Here is an 18,694-nt window from a genome sequence, read left to right on the forward strand (position 1 = left end):
AATGTTATGACACTGGATATTTCAAAATACCCGCATTTGGCCCTAGCGAATACGCCAGATGAACTTCGTCTTCTGCCTGTAGATAGCCTACCAGCAGTGTGTGACGAACTACGTAACTACCTATTAAACTCTGTTAGCCAAAGTAGTGGCCACTTTGCCTCCGGCTTAGGTGCCGTCGAGCTAACAGTAGCCTTGCACTATGTCTACAACACCCCGTTCGATCACCTGATCTGGGATGTAGGCCACCAGGCATACCCACACAAAATTTTGACGGGTCGCCGCGAGCAAATGACAACCATCCGCCAAAAAGACGGTATCCACCCGTTCCCTTGGCGTGAAGAAAGCGAGTACGACGTTTTGTCTGTCGGCCACTCGTCGACCTCGATCAGTGCCGGCCTAGGCATGGCTATCGCCGCCGAGAAGGAAGGCCTTGGCCGCAAAGTGGTCAGCGTTATCGGCGATGGGGCGATTACCGCCGGTATGGCATTTGAGGCTATGAACCATGCCGGTGACGTGCACTCAGATATGCTGGTGATCCTGAACGACAATGAAATGTCGATTTCGGAAAACGTGGGCGCCCTGAACAACCACCTTGCCCGCCTACTTTCTGGCAACCTTTACACCACTATCCGTGAAGGTGGCAAGAAAGTACTGGCTGGTGCTCCGCCTATCAAAGAGCTGGTAAAGCGTGCCGAAGAGCATATCAAAGGCATGGTCGTGCCGGGCACCATGTTCGAAGAGCTGGGCTTTAACTACATTGGCCCTGTAGACGGCCACGATGTGGACGAGTTGGTTAAAACGCTGAAGAACATGCGTAACCTGAAAGGGCCGCAGTTCTTGCACATCATGACCAAAAAAGGCAAGGGCTATGCCCCTGCCGAAGCAGATCCAATCAACTACCATGCGGTACCTAAGTTCGATCTGGCCCAAAACCCTATTCCTAAGGCCAAGAGCCAGCCAACATTCTCCAATGTTTTCGGTGATTGGCTGTGCGATATGGCTGAGCAAGATAGCAAGCTAATGGCTATCACCCCAGCGATGCGCGAAGGTTCGGGTATGGTGAAGTTCTCGAAAGAGTACCCAAGCCAGTACTTCGACGTGGCGATTGCAGAGCAACATGCCGTGACCCTGGCAACCGGTATGGCAATTGGTGGCTACAACCCTGTTGTGGCTATCTACTCAACCTTCTTGCAGCGCGGTTATGATCAGCTGATCCACGATATTGCCATTATGGACTTGCCGGTGATGTTCGCTATCGACCGCGGCGGCTTGGTTGGTGCTGATGGCCAAACTCACCAAGGTGCGTTTGATCTCAGCTTTATGCGCTGTATTCCGAATATGGTGATTATGGCGCCGAGCGACGAAAACGAATGTCGCCAAATGCTATATACCGGCCACCAACACCAAGGCCCGAGTGCCGTGCGCTATCCGCGCGGCAGTGGCACGGGTGTCGCACCTGAGCGCGAAATGACGGCACTGCCAATCGGTAAGGGCATTGTGCGCCGTGAAGGAGAGAAAATCGCGATCCTTAACTTCGGTACCACGCTGAGCTATGCCCTTGAAGCGGCAGAGAACCTTAACGCGACGGTTGCCGATATGCGCTTTGTTAAGCCGCTGGATGAAGCATTAGTCCTTGAGCTGGCAGCCACCCACGATGTGCTTGTCACCGTTGAGGAAAATGCCATTGCAGGCGGTGCGGGCAGTGGCGTCAACGAGTTCTTGATGAAGAGCAAGACCCTCAAACCGGTGCTGAACATTGGCCTGCCCGATCGCTTTATCGAACAAGGTACCCAGGCTGAATTGCATGCCGCGCTGGAAATCGACGGCCCAGGTATCGAGAAGCAAATCCGCGCCTATATCGACTGAGTTATTTTCAAAAAACCAATCGAGCGGCATCCTGAACAAGCGCCCCGAGCAATCAAAGTTGCTTGGGGCGCTTTTTATTTACCTTCGCTCTGCCTCATTGGGGTTCGTTTTAATATCACGCCCTGATAGCCTGCCAGGGTGATCGTCTTTACCTTTGGTCCTAAGCTACCATCAACACTCACTCGTTGGTAATAGCCATCAAGACTAACAACCAGTGGCTTAGCTTTGAAAAAAGCCACGTCATTGCGCTCCCTCACCCCGCGATAAAGAACCAAGCCATTACTATAGCGCCGGGCTATCACTCCTTGCTCGGGAAAATCACCAAACCAACCGCTACGCTGGAGCCAATACCAGCCCGATGGCTGGAGAGGGATTGCACCAATTGTCGTTGCCGCGGAATCAGCCCTGCTTTCTTTATCATCGAACACGACCCGCTCCGTACCTTGCGGGGTTGGTTCGGGAATGCCTATATCGACCCCCAACATCGCTGTCGGTTGGTAGGCTATATTCTTGGCTATGCCTGGCTGTGCCCAATTCGCAGCATCAGTCTGGCCGCTACCGTAGCGATAACTTTGGTTCCAGCTGTGGTAATAGGTTTGGCCGGGGATATTAAACAGATAATAGAGTGCCAAGCCTGTTTCAATGTCTAATTGCCATGCCAGAAGATCGGCTGGTGAATGTTGGCTTCTTCCCCCTTTGGTCGAGGCCATGATCAAGCTCTTGTCTTGTTGGCTTGCCAGGGCAAAATTATCCCAATAGCGTTGAAGCCGCCCGAGTCCAATAGCAGGCGTGAGGTAGTGCTCCCGTAGCCAAACGTCTATGACTTGCCGCATTATTGGTGGCCAGGGCGCATAGTGCCATAAGTTAAGTTCGGAGATATTCGAGGCTAGCCATCGGGTTCCGGTCAGGGATTTTACCTGCTGGAGAAAAACCGCAAGCTGTGTCGCATACTCATACTCTGCCTGCTGGCTACCAGCCGCATACGGTAACTCACTGATGGTACCGCCGGATACCACCTCGAACTGGTTACTGCCCAACAGCTTAGCCATGTCATCGTTGTATGCACCGGAAAGCCCCTGCCGTTGCCAATCTTGTTGGTACCACTGCGCATGAAGTCGGTTGATGTCGCTATCGAGAAAATTAACCCGGTACCAGCAAGTTCCTGGCCAAAGGTAGCCTGCTGGAATGAGTCTTGACTGGTGACGAAAACGGGCTGATGCTTGATGGTTAGCCCGAGAGGCATACTCGTAACGATCAACATAGCCATCGCTATTTTTATCGTTAATAGGATCCCAACCAGGAATGGCAAGCACTAATTGCTTATCACTTTCAGTCACCTCAAGCCAAGGACTGATTGCCAAACTTTCAACCCGGCTTGCTTGCTGCCATGCTAACTCCAGCATCCAAACCCTGAGCCCGGCGGCCAAGCCCGGTTCACCACTGTTTAACTCCCGCCCTTGATACCTTGGCTGCGCACTGTGCCATGCACCACTCCAATCAAGTTGCCCGCTATACCCCCTACCTCCTCCTTCTTGTTGGTGCCACTCTACGTCAACAGGCTGCCAATGACTGACTGTGCCTTGTTCATTGATCTCATGGCGAGAAATTTTGGGTAGCTTTTCTGCCTTCAGAGATAAACCATCAAAAGGGGAAGAGGCAATAAGCACGATCTTGTCAGTTGGCTCTAGCTCAATGGGTAAGCGTGCAGTTGAGTACTGCCCATCACGGATCAACAGCAAATGATAAGCCTGCCCCGCCAGCAAAAAATCCAACCCACTGCTGGGGTTATCAAGCAGCAACTTAGTATCTTCTGCAAAATGCAGGTAGGCCTCTTCTAGATCGAGACCAGAAAGATAAGCCTGCTGGCTTAGCCATGCTTCTTGAAGGCCAGGGCGGCAATCGAACTTATGGGCATACATATACCCCATCGCATTCATTTTCTGGTTCATTTCGCGATCTTGCATGCTGCCAAAAACCACATCAGCATGCTGGCTTTCCCATAATTTCAGTTGCTCAGCTGTTATCACCCCGCCCGAACTCACCGTATCTTGCCAACTGCCTAGCAAAACCCAAGCCGTTCCTGTCGAAGGATAAACTTGGGCCAGACTCATCGGCGTTAGCAGCGCAAGCCAAGCCCCCCAGACTATCTTCTTTAATACACTCAATCAGCAGCCTCCATAGCACAACTCTCCGTACTCTATGAAAGCTTAGTCCATTGAATTAGATATAAAAAAGCCGCGCAACTGCGCGGCCTTTCTATCAATAGGTCAGCATCCTTGTATTACCAGCCCATCCAGTGGCCAACACCCCACAGGGCAATCATTGCCATGAAGCCAGCCAAGATGTCATCAACCATAATGCCCAGGCCGCCATGGACGTGCTTGTCCAGCCAGCTGATAGGCCAAGGCTTCACCATATCGAAGAAGCGGAACAAAACAAAGCCAGCCAATACCCACTGCCAAGTCACCACAGGCACAATCGCCATGGTGATCCAAAAGCCAACAAACTCATCCCACACGATACTGCCGTGATCATGCACGCCCATATCATCAGAGGTTTTTTGGCAGATGGTAATACCGATAAGCGCAGCAACCAGTGTCAGCAACAGGTACACGGCAAATGGCAACTGCACCATCAGCAGGTATAGCGGGATCGCAGCAACCGTGCCCATCGTACCTGGGATAATTGGTGATAGGCCGCTACCGAACCCGGTTGCTAAAAAATGCCAAGGATTCTTTAAGTTAATGTAATCTTTTGGGTTTCCCACTATTTACTCCGCAAAGTGATCATAGCCTTGAAGCTGCCAGTCAAGCGGGTTGCCATCACGCAATAGCGTGATCCCGCTGCCCGGACGTAGCTGGCCAACACAGGTCGCGCTTACCCCGGTATGGGCTAGCGCAGTTTCAACCGCACCGCGATTTTGCTCTGGCACAGTAAAGCACAATTCATATTCTTCACCGCTCGTCAGCGCGAGTTGCAGTGCTTTATCCTGCAAGGGCTCGAATGCTTTCAATTCCGGCGAAAGAGGTAATTTATCAACTTCAATCACCGCTGCAAGCCCAGAGCGTTTCAAAATGTGTCCGAGATCAGACACTAAACCATCAGAAATATCCAACGCCGCCGACGCCACCTTGCGTAGCGCCTGTCCCGTCAGTACCCGCGGCTGGGCCATGAAATGGCGCTCAACCAAGGTTTCCGCCAACTGCTTGTCTTCCAGTTCAGCCTGGCCGAGCAGGACAGCCAACCCCGCCGCGCTATCGCCAAGGTTGCCTGTCACGTAGATCCAATCGCCCGAACTGGCACCGTAGCGTGTCAGTGCCTGCCCCTGGGGAACAAAACCATGCACCGTCAGGGTAATGCTTAGCGGCCCCTTGGTAGTGTCGCCCCCGACCAGCTGGACGTTGTAATACTCCGCCAAGGCAAAAAAGCCCTCGCAAAATTTCGCGAGCCAAGGCTCGTCGGGTTCTGGCATCGTCAGGGCAAGCGAAACCCACGCCGGGGTCGCGCCCATCGCGGCCAAGTCACTGAGGTTGGATGCCAATGCTTTGTGGGCAACACGAACAGGATCGGCATCGGCCAGAAAGTGAGTACCTGCTACTAGCGAATCCGTACTAACGGCAAGCTGGCTGCCAACGGGCACTTCCAACAGGGCACAATCATCGCCAATCGCCAGTGGTACATCACTGCGGTTGACCGCCTGCCTCTCAAAATACTGAGCAATTAAATCAAATTCGTTACTCGCCATATTCCTTGCTTCCCAGAAAGAAAAAAGGCCAGCGATGCTGGCCTTTTGAAATCATATTCGATTACTTCTTGCGAAGTGATGGTGCTGCTTTATCCAACACACCATTGATAAACTTGTGACTGTCTTCTGCGCCGAAGGCTTTAGCCAGCTCGATCGCTTCGTTGATCACAACTTTGTATGGTACGTCATCACGCTTAACCATCTCGTACATAGCAAGACGAAGAAGCGCTAGTTCCATCTGATCTAGGTCTTGTAGCGGACGCGACAGGTATGGACGCATTTTGCTATCCAGCTCCTGGTGGTTCAGTACAACGCCTGTTAGTAGATCACGGAAGTAGGCAACGTCTGAATGCGGTGCTGCAAGCTCAGGCGCGTCGGCCTTGTGCTCTTCTTCTTCAAAATTATCACCCGATAGGAAATGCTGCTCGATATCGGCTACATTGCCTTTGGTGATTTGCCAAGAATAAATTGCTTGTACAGCAAACTGACGTGCATTACGACGTGCGGCTGGTTTCACACTAACCCCCATTAGGATTCAATTTGGGACAGGACATTAACCATTTCAAGCGCGCTTAGTGCAGCCTCTGCCCCTTTATTACCAGCCTTGGTACCGGCACGCTCGATGGCTTGTTCGATAGAATCTACAGTCAGAACACCAAATGCTACTGGAGTATTGTACTCAAGAGCGATTTGCGCCAGACCTTTATTACACTCACCGGCAACATAATCAAAGTGCGGCGTACCGCCACGGATCACAGAGCCAAGCGCAACGATAGCGTCATAACGATCGCTTTTAGCAACCTGCTGAGCAACAAGCGGAAGCTCGTATGCACCTGGGCAACGAACAACGGTGATGTTGTCTTCACTTACTTGACCCTGACGTTTCAGAGCGTCTAGCGCGCCTGAAAGCAGGCTTTCGTTGATAAAGCTGTTGAAGCGTGCGATTACGATAGCAACTTTTGCGTTTGGTGCCGCGATGGCGCCTTCAATTACCTTCATGGGCCTTCCTGTGACTATGTCTTTTTCCGGTATGAGAAACCGCGGGAGTCTATCACACTTTATGCGTTATACCAATTGGCATATTCAACAGACTCTCACTGCGTCGGTAACTCATTCCAACATTAATAAATTTAGTGTTAAATCCATCAAAGCCCCCTGCTTTAGTGCGTACTTGCGATAAGGGAGGCTTGGACAGTTGGCAGTTCCCTGCCGAAATTATTCGCAGATATACTCAACCGCTTCTAGGCCGAAACCCGATAGCGAGTGGTAGCGTTGGGTGCTCGATGAAAGCAGGCGCATTTTCGACACCCCCAAATCAGACAAGATTTGCGAACCCACGCCTACCTGGCGTGATTGATCTTTCGGGTTCAGCTTCACCATTGGCTTGCCGTCAGATTGCGCAGCCAAATGGTTCACCTTGGTGATCACCGACTCCTGGCTCTCGTGCTTGCTCAGCACAACCAACACGCCTCCTTCGTCAGCAATGCGCTTCATTGCAGCAGGCAGTGTCCACTGCGATGCACCTGAGTGCAAGATATCCTTGAAGGTATCTTGCAAGTGAACGCGCACTAACGTCGATTTACCGTTTTTCACTTCGCCTTTTTGCAGGGCATAGTGGATCTGGTTATCAATGGTATCGCGGTATGTGATCATATCGAACTCACCAAATTCGGTTGGCAGTTTGCAGTGGCCAACACGCTCGATGGTGGTTTCATTGTTATTGCGGTACTCAATAAGATCCGCAATCGTACCTAGCTTCAGGCCATGCTGCTCAGCGAACACTTCAAGATCCGGGCGACGCGCCATGGTGCCGTCTTCGTTCAAGATCTCGACAATCACACTGGATGGCTCCAAGCCCGCCAGACGGGCAACATCACAACCTGCTTCAGTGTGGCCGGCACGGGCTAATACCCCGCCTTCTTGCGCCATCAATGGGAAGATATGGCCCGGCATCACGATATCCGCAGCCGAGGCATTCGGTGCCACCGCCGCTTGAACGGTACGGGAACGGTCAGCTGCCGAAATACCGGTCGTCACGCCTTCAGCCGCCTCGATAGACACAGTGAAGTTGGTACTGAACTGCTCGGTGTTATCCTGCACCATCAATGGCAGGTTCAACTGCTTACAACGCGACTGGGTCAATGTAAGGCAAATCAGGCCGCGACCATACTTGGCCATAAAGTTAATTGCATCCGGGGTGATCTTATCGGCCGCGATAATCAAATCACCTTCGTTCTCACGATCTTCATCGTCCATCAGGATCACCATTTTACCCTGGCGGATGTCTTCGATGATGTCCTTCGCGCTGCTCAATGCCATAACAGTACCTTTATTTTGTATTTAACCAAGGAAGCCGCTTTTCGCCAGCAAATCCATGGTCACTTCGGATTTCTTTTCTGCCGCCTTTTCACCGAGCATCAATCGCTCAAGGTAACGGGCAATCACATCGACTTCCAAGTTCACCTTGCGGCCAACCTTGAAAGATTCCATTGTAGTTTCGGCAGCTGTATGCGGGACGATAGTCAGCTTGAACTCGTCACCACGGATCGCATTCACGGTGAGGCTGATTCCGTCAATCGATACCGAGCCTTTTTCAGAGATGTATTTCGCCAAATGTGCAGGGGCCTTTACCCAAAACTCAATCGCGCGTCCGGTGTGGGTTCGCTCAATGATTTCAGCCACCTCATCGACATGGCCCGATACCATATGGCCACCAAAGCGGGTTGTCGGCAGCATGGCTTTCTCAAGGTTCGCCTTCTGGCCCGCCTTATAGCTTGCAAACGCAGTACGTTGCAGTGTTTCCAGCGAGAGATCGGCCACATAGCCCGAGCCTGTCAGCTCGACAACCGTCAGGCACACGCCGTTGGTGGCAATGCTATCACCCAATTTCACATCGGATAGATCCAGCTTGCCGGAATCAACCGTGACCGAGATATCTTTCCCTTTCGGGGTGAGTGCTGTAATCGTTCCTACAGCTTCGATAATGCCAGTAAACATGGAAACCTTTCTTAAATTTCATTGAGTCGGGCTGTGATCCGAATATCGGGTCCAACCATTCGCACATCAGTAATCGTCAATTCAGGGACATCAGACATTGCCACCAAGCCTTCAAGATCAACCAAACCACGGCTGTCGCTTCCCATCAGCTTAGGCGCTTGGTACAAAATTAGCTCGTCAACCAAGCCTGCCGACAACAAGCCCCCCGCCAACTTGGCCCCGGCTTCCACCCATATATGGTTGATGTCATGGGAAACCAGTTCATTCATCAAGCTATCGAGATCGATACCACTTTGCTCGCCCTCAGGGGCTGGCAACACCAGTTGCTCCACCGACTCAGGCCAAACCTGCTCGTCAGCCTGGTTACGTACCAACAGCGTTTCGCCCGCTAACCCCACCAGCTTATGTGCCGGAGTCACTCGGTTACGGCTGTCAATCACCACGCGCTTCGGCTGGCGCAAGTTGCCTTGCGGATAGCACTCCTGCACGGCCTCGCCCAGCTCGCTCCAGCGGATATTCAGTGACGGGTCATCCGCCAATACCGTGGCGCTGGTCGACAGTATCGCCCCCGCCTTGGCACGGTAACGCTGGACATCAGCCCTTGCCGCCGGCCCGGTGATCCACTTGCTTTCGCCGTTAGCCAATGCCGTTCGGCCGTCAAGGCTCGCCGCCAGCTTAAGCTGGACAAACGGCTTGCCGGTTTTCATCCGCTTGATGAACCCCTGGTTTAAGTCGATGGCGTCTTGCTCAAGTAATCCGGTTTGCACTTCAATACCGGCAACCTGCAGCATTTCAATACCACGTCCCGCCACTTTCGGGTTTGGGTCCACCATGGCACAGACTACGCGCCCCACCCCGGCTTCAACCAAGGCCTTGGCACACGGTGGCGTTCGGCCAAAGTGCGAGCATGGCTCAAGCGTGACATAAGCAGTTGCCGCGCGCGCGCGTTCGCCAGCTGCCTGCAGGGCATACACTTCGGCATGGGGCTGACCTGCTTGGTAATGATAGCCTTCACCGACAATTTCATCGTTATGGGCAATGACACAGCCAACATTGGGATTGGGAGCAGTGGTATAAACGCCGTTTTTTGCCAGCTCGATAGCACGGCGCATCATGGCATGGTCAATAGGTGAGAACATCTGACTTTGATATATCTATGGCGCCTCGGGGTCGCTTGCCCCGAGCGCAATTTATTTTTCTAGCTTAGCGATTTCTTCGCCAAACTCACGAATATCTTCGAAACTGCGATAAACAGAAGCAAAGCGAATGTAAGCGACCTTATCTAACTCTTTCAGCGCTTCCATTACCAAGTTGCCGATCATCTCTGATGGGACTTCACGCTCACCCGTTGCGCGCAGGCGAGACTTGATCGTGTTGATGGCACGCTCGATATCATCGGCGCTAACCGGACGCTTTTCCAATGCACGCTGAATACCGCCACGCAGTTTTTCTTCATTAAACGGGTCGCGGTTGCCATTGGTTTTAATCACGCGAGGCATCACCAGCTCAGCCGTTTCAAACGTCGTATAACGCTCGCTACACGCCAAGCACTGGCGTCGACGACGAACTTGGTGGCCATCTGCCACCAAGCGGGAATCAATTACTTTGGTGTCATTTGCACCACAAAAAGGACAATGCATCTTGCCTCCTAGTTTTCGTCATCCCAGTGTAACTCATTTCATTCGTATATAGAGAGCTTTAGCCTGTTTTTTCTACTGGTTTAGCGATATTTCGCAGTTTCATCCCATGCCATTCCGGTAACGGAGCCCTTTTACAACCACAAAAAAGGGCTTGCCCAACGGCAAGCCCTGATTCAGTTCTCAAGGCCAGCAAGAAGCTGGCCCGAAAGCCTATTATGCGTAAACCGGAAGGCGCTTACAGATTTCCAGTACTTTCGCCTTGGTCGCTTCGATAACTTCTGGTTTGTCAGTGTTATCCAGCACGTCACACATCCAGCCAGCAAGTTGCTTAGCGTCATCTGCAGTGAAACCGCGGCGAGTGATCGCAGGCGTACCCACTCGGATACCTGAAGTCACAAACGGGCTGCGTGGGTCGTTTGGCACGCTGTTCTTGTTCACGGTAATGTTCGCAGCACCCAGTGCGGCATCCGCTTCTTTACCTGTGATGCCCTTGTCGATCAGATCCACCAGGAACAGGTGGTTCTCGGTGCTGCCAGAAACAATCTTGTAGCCGCGCTCTAGGAACTCGCCTACCATGACCTTGGCATTTTCTACAACGCGTGCTTGGTATTCCTTGAACTCAGGCTCCATCGCTTCTTTGAACGCAACCGCTTTAGCGGCAATCACGTGCATTAGCGGGCCGCCCTGGCCGCCTGGGAATACTGCTGAGTTCAGCTTCTTGTATAGGTCTTCGCCTTCGCAAGACAGGATCAAGCCACCACGAGGGCCGGCAAGGGTCTTGTGCGTTGTGGTTGTTACCACGTGTGCGTGTGGAACCGGGTTAGGGTAAACACCCGCAGCGATAAGGCCAGCAACGTGCGCCATATCAACGAAGAAGTAAGCGCCTACCTTGTCAGCGATTTCACGCATACGCGCCCAATCACACACTTGTGAGTACGCCGAGAAGCCACCAATGATCATCTTTGGCTTGTGCTCAAGTGCCAAGGCTTCCATTTCGTCGTAGTCAATTTGGCCCGCTTCATCAATGCCGTAAGGGATGATGTTGTAAAGCTTACCCGAGAAGTTCACAGGCGAGCCGTGAGTCAAGTGACCACCGTGCGCCAAGCTCATGCCTAGCACGGTGTCGCCCGCGTTTAGTAGCGCCATGTAAACGGCATTGTTAGCCTGAGAACCAGAGTGCGGCTGTACGTTTGCGTACTCAGCACCAAACAGTTCACATGCGCGGTCGATAGCCAGCTGCTCTGCTTTGTCGACGTACTCACAACCACCGTAGTAACGCTTGCCCGGGTAACCTTCAGCGTACTTGTTGGTTAGCTGAGAGCCTTGCGCTTCCATTACACGTGGGCTGGTGTAGTTCTCAGAAGCAATCAGTTCAATGTGCTCTTCCTGACGCGCAGTTTCTTCCTGAATAGCTGCAAATAGTTCGGCGTCGTAATCGGCAATGTTCATCTCGCGCTTTAGCATCTGTATCTCCTGACTCAGATTATATTTGTACCGTTTTGGTTAAATTTTCCGAATAACCAAAACAGGCTGTAAACATACATTTTCGGGCAAAAAACAAAAATTCGTAAAGCTAGGCGCCACGTGGACGCAAACGTTTTCGTCATGCTTGTATATAACGCCGTATTTTACCGAATTTGATCTAAATCAGGTAGCCCCAAAGTAACTTTTTATCGTTATTTATTTCAATGCTGGTATGAATTGTTTTCATCTTGGTGGGGGAGCAACCAACACTCGACATAATTACGTTTCATTTTTTACAACCAAGCAGCAAAATTAGTTTTTTACAATTGCGTATTTATTTTTGTACACCGCAAAAAACAGCTATTTCAAAGTTAGACTCTTATTTTTCATGTTTGGGCATTATCATGGCGGCCTTCAACTATAAGGAGTGTTGTTTTGAGCGGTTACCATCATTCACTGAAAGAAAATATCATTGCCATTCTGACGGGGACTTTCATCGTTGCCCAAGGTGTTTTCTTTTTGCAGCAGGCTGACTTACTGACAGGCGGGACAACCGGCCTCGCACTGCTTGCCAGCCAATTTGTCGACCTTACCTTTGGTCAGCTGTACTTTTTGATGAACTGCCCATTTTACCTTATGGCCTGGTTCCGCATGGGCCGTAGCTTTGCTATCACCAGTGTGATTTCTGGCGGTATGGTATCGGTGATCACCGACAACTTGCACCATGTATTGGAAATCAGCCGCCTAGAGCCGCTGTACTGCGCCGTGATCGGTGGCCTGCTGATGGGCTTGGGGATGCTTATCCTATTCCGCCACAAGACAAGCCTTGGCGGGTTCAACGTATTGGTGCTGTTCCTTCAGGAGAAGTTTGGCTTGTCTGCGGGCAAACTGCAGATGGGTATTGATATCAGTATCCTGGTTGCCTCATTCTTCTTGGTCAGCCCGATGGTTCTTCTGTTCTCGGTGATCGGCGCCTTCATGCTGAACCTGGTACTGGCGATGAACCACAAGCCGGGCCGCTACAGCGGCGAGCTGAAGCCACAGGCAAGCAGCTAAGCCAAACGAAATCCAAACCAGACACAACCAAAAAGGCTTGCCAATCGGCAAGCCTTTTTAATACAGCCAAGCAGGCAAATCGCCTTAGTTTAGATAGCGTCTTCGTCTTCCTCGCCGGTACGAATACGCACCACGCGCTCAACATCGAACATGAAGATCTTGCCGTCACCGATCTTGCCAGTTTGGGCGGTTTCGATAATGGTGTCGATGCACTGCTCTGCGACTTCATCGGCGACAACGATTTCAAGCTTCACTTTTGGCAGGAAGTCGACCATGTACTCTGCACCGCGGTACAGCTCGGTGTGGCCTTTCTGGCGACCGAAGCCTTTCACTTCTGATACGGTCATACCTGTGATCCCTACATCGGCTAGGGCTTCACGAACATCATCAAGCTTGAATGGCTTAATAATGGCTTCAATTTTTTTCATTTTCATCATCCTTTGCTGAGCAGAGGTCACTGGCGTAATGCTTGGGCTCGGTCTGGCCTGTTTCTCGCCAACTGCCTGATTAATATTGGGGGCAGTATATCAAATGGAACGTATTGGGTTCAGCATTTTTCAACTGGCAGGACGACATCATCGTCCATCATTTTTAGCAGTACCAGCACTGAAAACACCAACACCGAACTGTTGAGCAATACGATTGAGAATGGCCTTAGATCCGGGCTAACCAGCGAAGGAAGGTACGGGATCATGCTATAGCCGAAGAACATGGTGATGGCCGGGATAAAGAAGTACAGCGGGATGAAGCCCCAACGGTCGCCACGGCCTAGGCCGACGATGGCTGAAATGCCTGACAGCAGCACAAGCATGGCTATGATATTGGGAACAATACCGACTTGGTTGAAGCTTACGACTGTGACGAAGGTCTCTGCGTACCTGAGTAAGCAAATAGCCACTAGCACCGCCAGCCCCTTGGCAGTATTGACTAAGATATTCCGTTTGTGATCCATTTTCGTCTCTCTTCCATGAAAGCTAATGGGGTAAGGTGGCTGGAAAATAAGCGCACATTCTATGCGGGTAATTTAACCAACACAATATATATAGCCAAGTTACTTCAAGATGAAATAGCTTGGGTATATAGTAATTTATTATTGGCCTCCTTATTAATTGATTAGACATAAGCCTAAGTTATAGTTCAGTTGGTTTTATTGATTTTAATTAATCTTTATTCCTAAACTATTGATGTCAATATTGAACCTTGACCAAATCGACAAAACCATCGAGGGTTCTGACAACCCGGGTACTGACCTTGGTATCGAAGCGATGGCGGTTCAACCATACTGCTTTCAACCCTGCCTGTTGCGCCGCCTCGGCATCATTAATTGGGTGGTTGCCAACAAACCAGCAATCCCCGGCGTGTGCCTTGGCCGATTTAACTGCCTGTTGAAAAATAATGGGATCGGGCTTGGCGACACCGACCTGCTCGGAGGTCACGACGAAGCGGAAAAATTCGCTGATGTTAGTGTCTTGCAACTTTGCCTGCTGCTGGAACGCAAAGCCATTGGTGATCACCGCCAGCGGCGAGACTTGCTGCAGTTGGGTGAGTGCCGGCACAACGTCGGGAAACAAGCGCCAATGCAGGCGGTAGATTTGGTAATACTCGCTCACCAACCGATCGGCTTGCTCGCTGCTAAGGGGGCTCTTGAACAATTCGCTGATCCTCGCCCGGCGCAACTCTTGGAAGCTCAGCTCCCCTGCCCGCCAGCGGATACGCTGCCTGTCCGTTATTGCCCGCCACACCGTTTCCGGTGATTGCCGCGCCTCATCACTGACTTCGTCAATGTATCGGGAAACGAACGTCCGAATCGCATCCTGCTCGGCACCATCGTGATCGAGCAACGTATTATCAAGGTCGAAGAAAATCATAAGCCTCCCCCAATAGCGAACCGAAATGCTACAAGTTCAGCTTAATCATACTCTTGTGATTTAGGCGAGAAATTTATATGAAAAATGTTGTTAAAAACAAAAAACCGCTCAAAAGAGCGGTTTTTTTAATCAAACGAACATCGCTGCTTAGCCAATATTCACTCGAGCATTACGGAACATGCGCATCCATGGGCTGTTCTCGTTCCAGTCATCTGGGTGCCAAGAGTTAGCCACTGTGCGGAATACACGCTCTGGGTGAGGCATCATGATAGTCACGCGGCCATCTTGGGTTGTCAAACCCGTGATTGCATTCGGTGAACCATTCGGGTTGTTCGGGTACTGCTGGGTTGGGTTACCGTGGTTGTCCACGTAACGTACCGCAACCGTACCAGATGCCTCGATAGCAGCAAGGTGGTCTGCATCACGCACTTCCACGCGGCCTTCACCGTGAGAAACCGCGATTGGCATGCGAGAGCCTTCCATACCGTTGAAGAAGACAGAGTCAGACTTCTGCACTTCCACCAAGCTAAAGCGTGCTTCAAAGCGCTCAGACTCGTTACGCACGAAGCGCGGCCACAGGTCAGCACCCGGGATCAGCTCTTTCAGGTTCGATAGCATCTGACAGCCGTTACACACACCCAACGAGAAGGTGTTGTCGCGGTTGAAGAAGGCCTGGAACTGCTCACGCGCCTGGCCATTGAACAGGATAGACTTCGCCCAACCTTCACCGGCCCCCAGTACGTCACCGTAAGAGAAGCCACCACAAGCCACTAGGCCGTGGTACTCATCCAGTACCGCTTGGCCTGTCAGGATATCGCTCATGTGAATATCGGTTGCTTCAAAGCCAGCACGGTCAAATGCCGCCGCCATTTCAACGTGGGAGTTAACACCTTGCTCACGCAAGATAGCCATCTTAGGCTTAGCACCCTTCGCAATGTAAGGCGCCGCCACATCTTCGTTGATGTCAAAGCTTAGCTTGGTATTCAGGCCCGGATCGCTGTTGTCTTTCTTGGCTTCGAACTCTTGGTCAGCACATGCTGGGTTATCGCGTAGCCCCTGCATCTTGTGTGTTGTTTCAGCCCAGATAGTACGTAGCTCGGTACGAGAGCGTTCAAGTACCACAGCCTCGCCTGAGGTAATCACCAGGCTATCTGACGCTTCAACACTACCGATAACGTGCGAGCAAGCTTCTAGGCCATTTGCTGCCAATACCGCTTTAACCGCTTCTAGGTCGTCGTTCTTCACCTGAACCACCGCACCTAGCTCTTCATTAAATAGCGCAGCAAGAGCATCATCGCCTAGAGCAGCAACGTCCGCTTTCACACCACAATGACCCGCAAATGCCATCTCTGCCAGTGTCACGAACAGGCCACCGTCGCCCTTATCGTGGTAAGCCACCAGCTTGTCGTCGCGAACCAGCGCCTGCATGGCGTCGAAGAAGCCTTTTAGCTGCTCTGCGTTGTCAACGTCGGCTGGCTTGTCACCCAACTGCTTGTACACCTGCGCCAGTGCCGTTGCACCCAGGCGGTTCTTACCGTTACCCAGATCAACAAGAAGCAGCGACGTTTCGCCCTGATCCGTGCGAAGCTGAGGTGTCACCGTCTTGCGTACGTCTTCAACACGGCCAAAGGCGGTGATGATCAGCGACAGCGGCGAAGTCACTTCTTTGTTCTCGCCGTTGTCTTCCCACTTGGTCTTCATCGACATTGAGTCTTTACCAACAGGGATAGTCAGGCCCAGTGCCGGACATAGCTCTTCACCAACGGCTTTCACCGCTTCGTAAAGGCCCGCGTCTTCACCCGGGTGGCCTGCTGGAGACATCCAGTTCGCAGACAGTTTAATATGCTTGATATCGCCGATATCCGTTGCAGCGATGTTGGTTAGCGATTCGCCCACAGCCAAGCGCGCAGAAGCGCCGAAGTCTAGCAGTGCAACCGGTGTACGCTCACCCATCGACATGGCTTCGCCGTGGTAAGAGTCGTAGCTTGCCGCCGTTACCGCACAGTTCGCCACAGGGATCTGCCATGGGCCAACCATCTGATCGCGCGCAACCAGGCCCGTCACCGTACGGTCACCGATAGTAATAAGGAACGTCTTCTCGGCAACGGTTGGCAGGCGAAGCACACGCTCGGCCGCTTCATTGATTTCGATACCGTCGCGGGCGATTGCCGGGCTGTCTACCTTCAGCGTTTTCGCGTCACGGTGCATCTTCGGCGTTTTACCCAATAGGATATCCATTGGCATATCGATTGGCGTATTGTCGAAGTGCGAATCTTCCAGTTTCAGCTCACGCTCTTCAGTGGCAATACCAACAACCGCGTACGGTGCACGCTCACGCTGACAAATCGCGTCGAACGCCGCCATGTTTTCAGGCGCCACTGCCATAACGTAACGCTCTTGCGACTCGTTACACCAAATTTCCAGCGGGCTCATTCCCGGCTCGTCGTTTGGCACGTCGCGAAGCTGGAAGATACCGCCACGCTCGCCGTCATCGACAAGCTCAGGCAAGGCGTTTGAAATACCACCCGCGCCCACATCGTGGATAAAGGCGATTGGGTTGGCATCACCTAGCTGCCAGCAACGGTCAATTACTTCCTGGCAGCGACGTTCCATCTCTGGGTTTTCACGCTGTACCGATGCAAAATCCAGATCTTCCGCCGACTGGCCCGAGGCCATTGAAGAAGCTGCACCGCCACCAAGGCCGATGTTCATCGCCGGGCCGCCCAATACGATCAGGCTTGCACCAACCGGGATCTCTTTCTTCTGCACGTGTTCGCCACGGATATTACCCATACCACCGGCAATCATGATTGGCTTGTGGTAGCCACGAACCTCTTCGCCTGCATGCGAAGTCACTTTTTCTTCGTAGGTGCGGAAGTAGCCAAGCAGGTTAGGACGACCAAATTCGTTGTTGAATGCCGCGCCGCCCAGCGGGCCTTCTAGCATGATGTCCAGTGCATTAACGATACGACCCGGCTTACCGAAGTCGGTTTCCCATGGCTGTTCAAAACCAGGAATACGCAGGTTAGATGTGGTGAAACCAACCAGACCGGCTTTTGGCTTACCGCCGATACCTGTCGCGCCCTCGTCACGAATCTCACCACCAGAACCGGTAGATGCGCCCGGCCACGGGGAAATAGCCGTTGGGTGGTTGTGCGTTTCAACCTTCATCAGGATGTGCGCATCTTCGTTGTGGTAGTTGTACTGGCGAGTGTCCGGATCAGGGAAGAAACGGCCCACTTTCGAACCCGTCATGACTGCCGCGTTATCTTTGTAGGCAGAAAGTACGTGATCAGGCGTGGTTTCGAACGTGTTCTTGATCATCTTGAACAACGACTTCTCTTGCTTAACGCCGTCGATTGTCCAATCCGCATTGAAGATTTTGTGGCGACAGTGCTCAGAGTTCGCCTGTGCGAACATCATCAGCTCGATGTCTGTCGGGTTGCGCTCAAGCTTAGTCACAAAGCTCTCAAGCAGGTAATCAATCTCATCTTCGGCAAGGGCAAGGCCGAGTGTGACGTTTGCTTCTTCCAGTGCCTTGCGGCCACCTGAAAGCAGGTCGACATCAGCCACTGGCGCCGGCTCTGCCACTTGGAAAAGTGCCACAGCGGCATCGAACTCGGTGAACACCACTTCCATCATGCGATCGTGGATCAGGCTTTTCAGCTCGGTGACTTGCAGCGCAGAAAGCTCAGACGATGTTTCGATGTAGTAAGCCGTACCGCGCTCCAGGCGCTTAACCTGAGCCAGGGCACAGTTGTGGGCAATGTCGGTTGACTTAGAAGACCAAGGAGAGATTGTTCCCGGACGCGGGGTAACCAGTAGCAGTAGGCCAGAAGGCTCGTGCTCTGCAATCGTAGGGCCGTAAGTTAGCAAGCTTGCCAGCTTGCTTTGCTCCTCCGCGCTTAACGGCGCAGACAGATCGGCAAAGTGCATGAACTCAGCATAAATGCCAGTCACAGGCAGTTCCAATTCGCGGCAGCGCTCTAGTAGCTTGTTAACGCGAAACTCAGACAGTGCGGGTGAACCACGCAAAATTTCCATGTGCGTACGTCTCT

Annotated in this window: 16 protein-coding genes; 2 read left to right on the forward strand and 14 right to left on the reverse strand. The window is 52.1% G+C overall.

Going from position 1 to position 18,694, the window contains the following annotated elements; translation table 11 throughout:
- Positions 1-6: 6 nt before the first annotated feature.
- Positions 7-1,866: a 1-deoxy-D-xylulose-5-phosphate synthase gene (dxs, locus tag C9I98_RS12050; RefSeq protein ID WP_036815914.1), complete on the forward strand. Its 1,860-nt coding sequence runs from the start codon at positions 7-9 to the stop codon at positions 1,864-1,866.
- A gap of 74 nt (positions 1,867-1,940) precedes the next feature.
- Here dxs and C9I98_RS12055 read toward each other — a convergent pair whose 3' ends face one another.
- From C9I98_RS12055 to glyA, 10 genes are all read right to left on the reverse strand, one after another.
- Positions 1,941-4,031: a hypothetical protein gene (locus C9I98_RS12055; RefSeq protein ID WP_036815915.1), complete on the reverse strand. Its 2,091-nt coding sequence runs from the start codon at positions 4,029-4,031 to the stop codon at positions 1,941-1,943.
- A 116-nt stretch (positions 4,032-4,147) separates the two neighbouring features.
- Positions 4,148-4,633 (reverse strand): phosphatidylglycerophosphatase A, encoded by a 486-nt coding sequence (gene pgpA, locus C9I98_RS12060; protein ID WP_036815917.1) that lies wholly within the window; start codon positions 4,631-4,633, stop codon positions 4,148-4,150.
- Positions 4,634-4,636: 3 nt separating this feature from the next.
- Positions 4,637-5,611, reverse strand: a complete 975-nt coding sequence (gene thiL / locus C9I98_RS12065; protein WP_036815918.1) for a thiamine-phosphate kinase — start codon at positions 5,609-5,611, stop codon at positions 4,637-4,639.
- Positions 5,612-5,672: 61 nt separating this feature from the next.
- Positions 5,673-6,140, reverse strand: a complete 468-nt coding sequence (nusB, locus tag C9I98_RS12070; protein WP_036815920.1) for a transcription antitermination factor NusB — start codon at positions 6,138-6,140, stop codon at positions 5,673-5,675.
- A complete protein-coding gene (gene ribH / locus C9I98_RS12075) occupies positions 6,140-6,610 on the reverse strand; it encodes a 6,7-dimethyl-8-ribityllumazine synthase (RefSeq protein ID WP_006646664.1) in 471 nt (156 codons plus the stop codon). Before ribH ends, nusB begins: the two co-directional genes overlap by 1 nt.
- A 216-nt stretch (positions 6,611-6,826) precedes the next feature.
- Complete coding sequence (gene ribBA, locus C9I98_RS12080; protein WP_036815923.1) at positions 6,827-7,930, reverse strand: bifunctional 3,4-dihydroxy-2-butanone-4-phosphate synthase/GTP cyclohydrolase II; 1,104 nt, start codon at positions 7,928-7,930, stop codon at positions 6,827-6,829.
- A gap of 21 nt (positions 7,931-7,951) precedes the next feature.
- Positions 7,952-8,608, reverse strand: coding sequence for a riboflavin synthase (locus tag C9I98_RS12085; protein WP_036815925.1), 657 nt, complete (start codon positions 8,606-8,608; stop codon positions 7,952-7,954).
- 11 nt (positions 8,609-8,619) lie between these two features.
- Positions 8,620-9,747, reverse strand: a complete 1,128-nt coding sequence (gene ribD, locus C9I98_RS12090; protein ID WP_107272020.1) for a bifunctional diaminohydroxyphosphoribosylaminopyrimidine deaminase/5-amino-6-(5-phosphoribosylamino)uracil reductase RibD — start codon at positions 9,745-9,747, stop codon at positions 8,620-8,622.
- 51 nt (positions 9,748-9,798) lie between these two features.
- The gene (gene nrdR, locus C9I98_RS12095) at positions 9,799-10,248 is read right to left on the reverse strand and encodes a transcriptional regulator NrdR (RefSeq protein ID WP_036818680.1); all 450 of its coding nucleotides are present in this window, start codon (positions 10,246-10,248) and stop codon (positions 9,799-9,801) included.
- A 213-nt stretch (positions 10,249-10,461) separates the two neighbouring features.
- Positions 10,462-11,712, reverse strand: a complete 1,251-nt coding sequence (gene glyA / locus C9I98_RS12100; protein WP_036818682.1) for a serine hydroxymethyltransferase — start codon at positions 11,710-11,712, stop codon at positions 10,462-10,464.
- A 435-nt stretch (positions 11,713-12,147) separates the two neighbouring features.
- Here glyA and C9I98_RS12105 point away from each other — a divergent pair, with 435 nt between their 5' ends.
- Positions 12,148-12,768 carry a YitT family protein gene (locus tag C9I98_RS12105; protein WP_036818684.1) on the forward strand — a complete coding sequence of 207 codons (621 nt, stop codon included), beginning with the start codon at positions 12,148-12,150 and terminating at the stop codon, positions 12,766-12,768.
- A gap of 89 nt (positions 12,769-12,857) precedes the next feature.
- On the opposite strand, the gene glnB is transcribed toward C9I98_RS12105, so the two are convergent.
- The 4 genes from glnB to purL form a co-directional block, all read right to left on the reverse strand.
- Complete coding sequence (glnB, locus tag C9I98_RS12110; RefSeq protein ID WP_036818686.1) at positions 12,858-13,196, reverse strand: nitrogen regulatory protein P-II; 339 nt, start codon at positions 13,194-13,196, stop codon at positions 12,858-12,860.
- 119 nt (positions 13,197-13,315) lie between these two features.
- Positions 13,316-13,720: a hypothetical protein gene (locus C9I98_RS12115; RefSeq protein WP_036818688.1), complete on the reverse strand. Its 405-nt coding sequence runs from the start codon at positions 13,718-13,720 to the stop codon at positions 13,316-13,318.
- A 235-nt stretch (positions 13,721-13,955) separates the two neighbouring features.
- The gene (locus C9I98_RS12120) at positions 13,956-14,636 is read right to left on the reverse strand and encodes an HAD family hydrolase (protein WP_107272021.1); all 681 of its coding nucleotides are present in this window, start codon (positions 14,634-14,636) and stop codon (positions 13,956-13,958) included.
- 147 nt (positions 14,637-14,783) lie between these two features.
- The gene (gene purL, locus C9I98_RS12125; protein WP_036820799.1) at positions 14,784-18,680 is read right to left on the reverse strand and encodes a phosphoribosylformylglycinamidine synthase; all 3,897 of its coding nucleotides are present in this window, start codon (positions 18,678-18,680) and stop codon (positions 14,784-14,786) included.
- Positions 18,681-18,694 lie beyond the last annotated feature (14 nt).

This window comes from Photobacterium sanctipauli, assembly GCF_003026495.1.
In the GTDB taxonomy this organism is placed as follows: Bacteria; Pseudomonadota; Gammaproteobacteria; order Enterobacterales; family Vibrionaceae; genus Photobacterium; species Photobacterium sanctipauli.

Excerpts from the sequence above, each read along its gene's own strand:
- purL (WP_036820799.1), bottom strand. The coding sequence starts at position 18,680 with ATGGAAATTTTGCGTGGTTCACCCGCACTGTCTGAGTTTCGCGTTAAC.
- C9I98_RS12085 (WP_036815925.1), bottom strand. The coding sequence starts at position 8,608 with ATGTTTACTGGCATTATCGAAGCTGTAGGAACGATTACAGCACTCACC.
- thiL (WP_036815918.1), bottom strand. The coding sequence starts at position 5,611 with ATGGCGAGTAACGAATTTGATTTAATTGCTCAGTATTTTGAGAGGCAG.
- nusB (WP_036815920.1), bottom strand. The coding sequence starts at position 6,140 with ATGGGGGTTAGTGTGAAACCAGCCGCACGTCGTAATGCACGTCAGTTT.
- ribH (WP_006646664.1), bottom strand. The coding sequence starts at position 6,610 with ATGAAGGTAATTGAAGGCGCCATCGCGGCACCAAACGCAAAAGTTGCT.
- ribD (WP_107272020.1), bottom strand. The coding sequence starts at position 9,747 with ATGTTCTCACCTATTGACCATGCCATGATGCGCCGTGCTATCGAGCTG.
- glnB (WP_036818686.1), bottom strand. The coding sequence starts at position 13,196 with ATGAAAAAAATTGAAGCCATTATTAAGCCATTCAAGCTTGATGATGTT.
- C9I98_RS12115 (WP_036818688.1), bottom strand. The coding sequence starts at position 13,720 with ATGGATCACAAACGGAATATCTTAGTCAATACTGCCAAGGGGCTGGCG.
- ribBA (WP_036815923.1), bottom strand. The coding sequence starts at position 7,930 with ATGGCATTGAGCAGCGCGAAGGACATCATCGAAGACATCCGCCAGGGT.
- C9I98_RS12120 (WP_107272021.1), bottom strand. The coding sequence starts at position 14,636 with ATGATTTTCTTCGACCTTGATAATACGTTGCTCGATCACGATGGTGCC.
- dxs (WP_036815914.1), top strand. The coding sequence starts at position 7 with ATGACACTGGATATTTCAAAATACCCGCATTTGGCCCTAGCGAATACG.
- nrdR (WP_036818680.1), bottom strand. The coding sequence starts at position 10,248 with ATGCATTGTCCTTTTTGTGGTGCAAATGACACCAAAGTAATTGATTCC.
- glyA (WP_036818682.1), bottom strand. The coding sequence starts at position 11,712 with ATGCTAAAGCGCGAGATGAACATTGCCGATTACGACGCCGAACTATTT.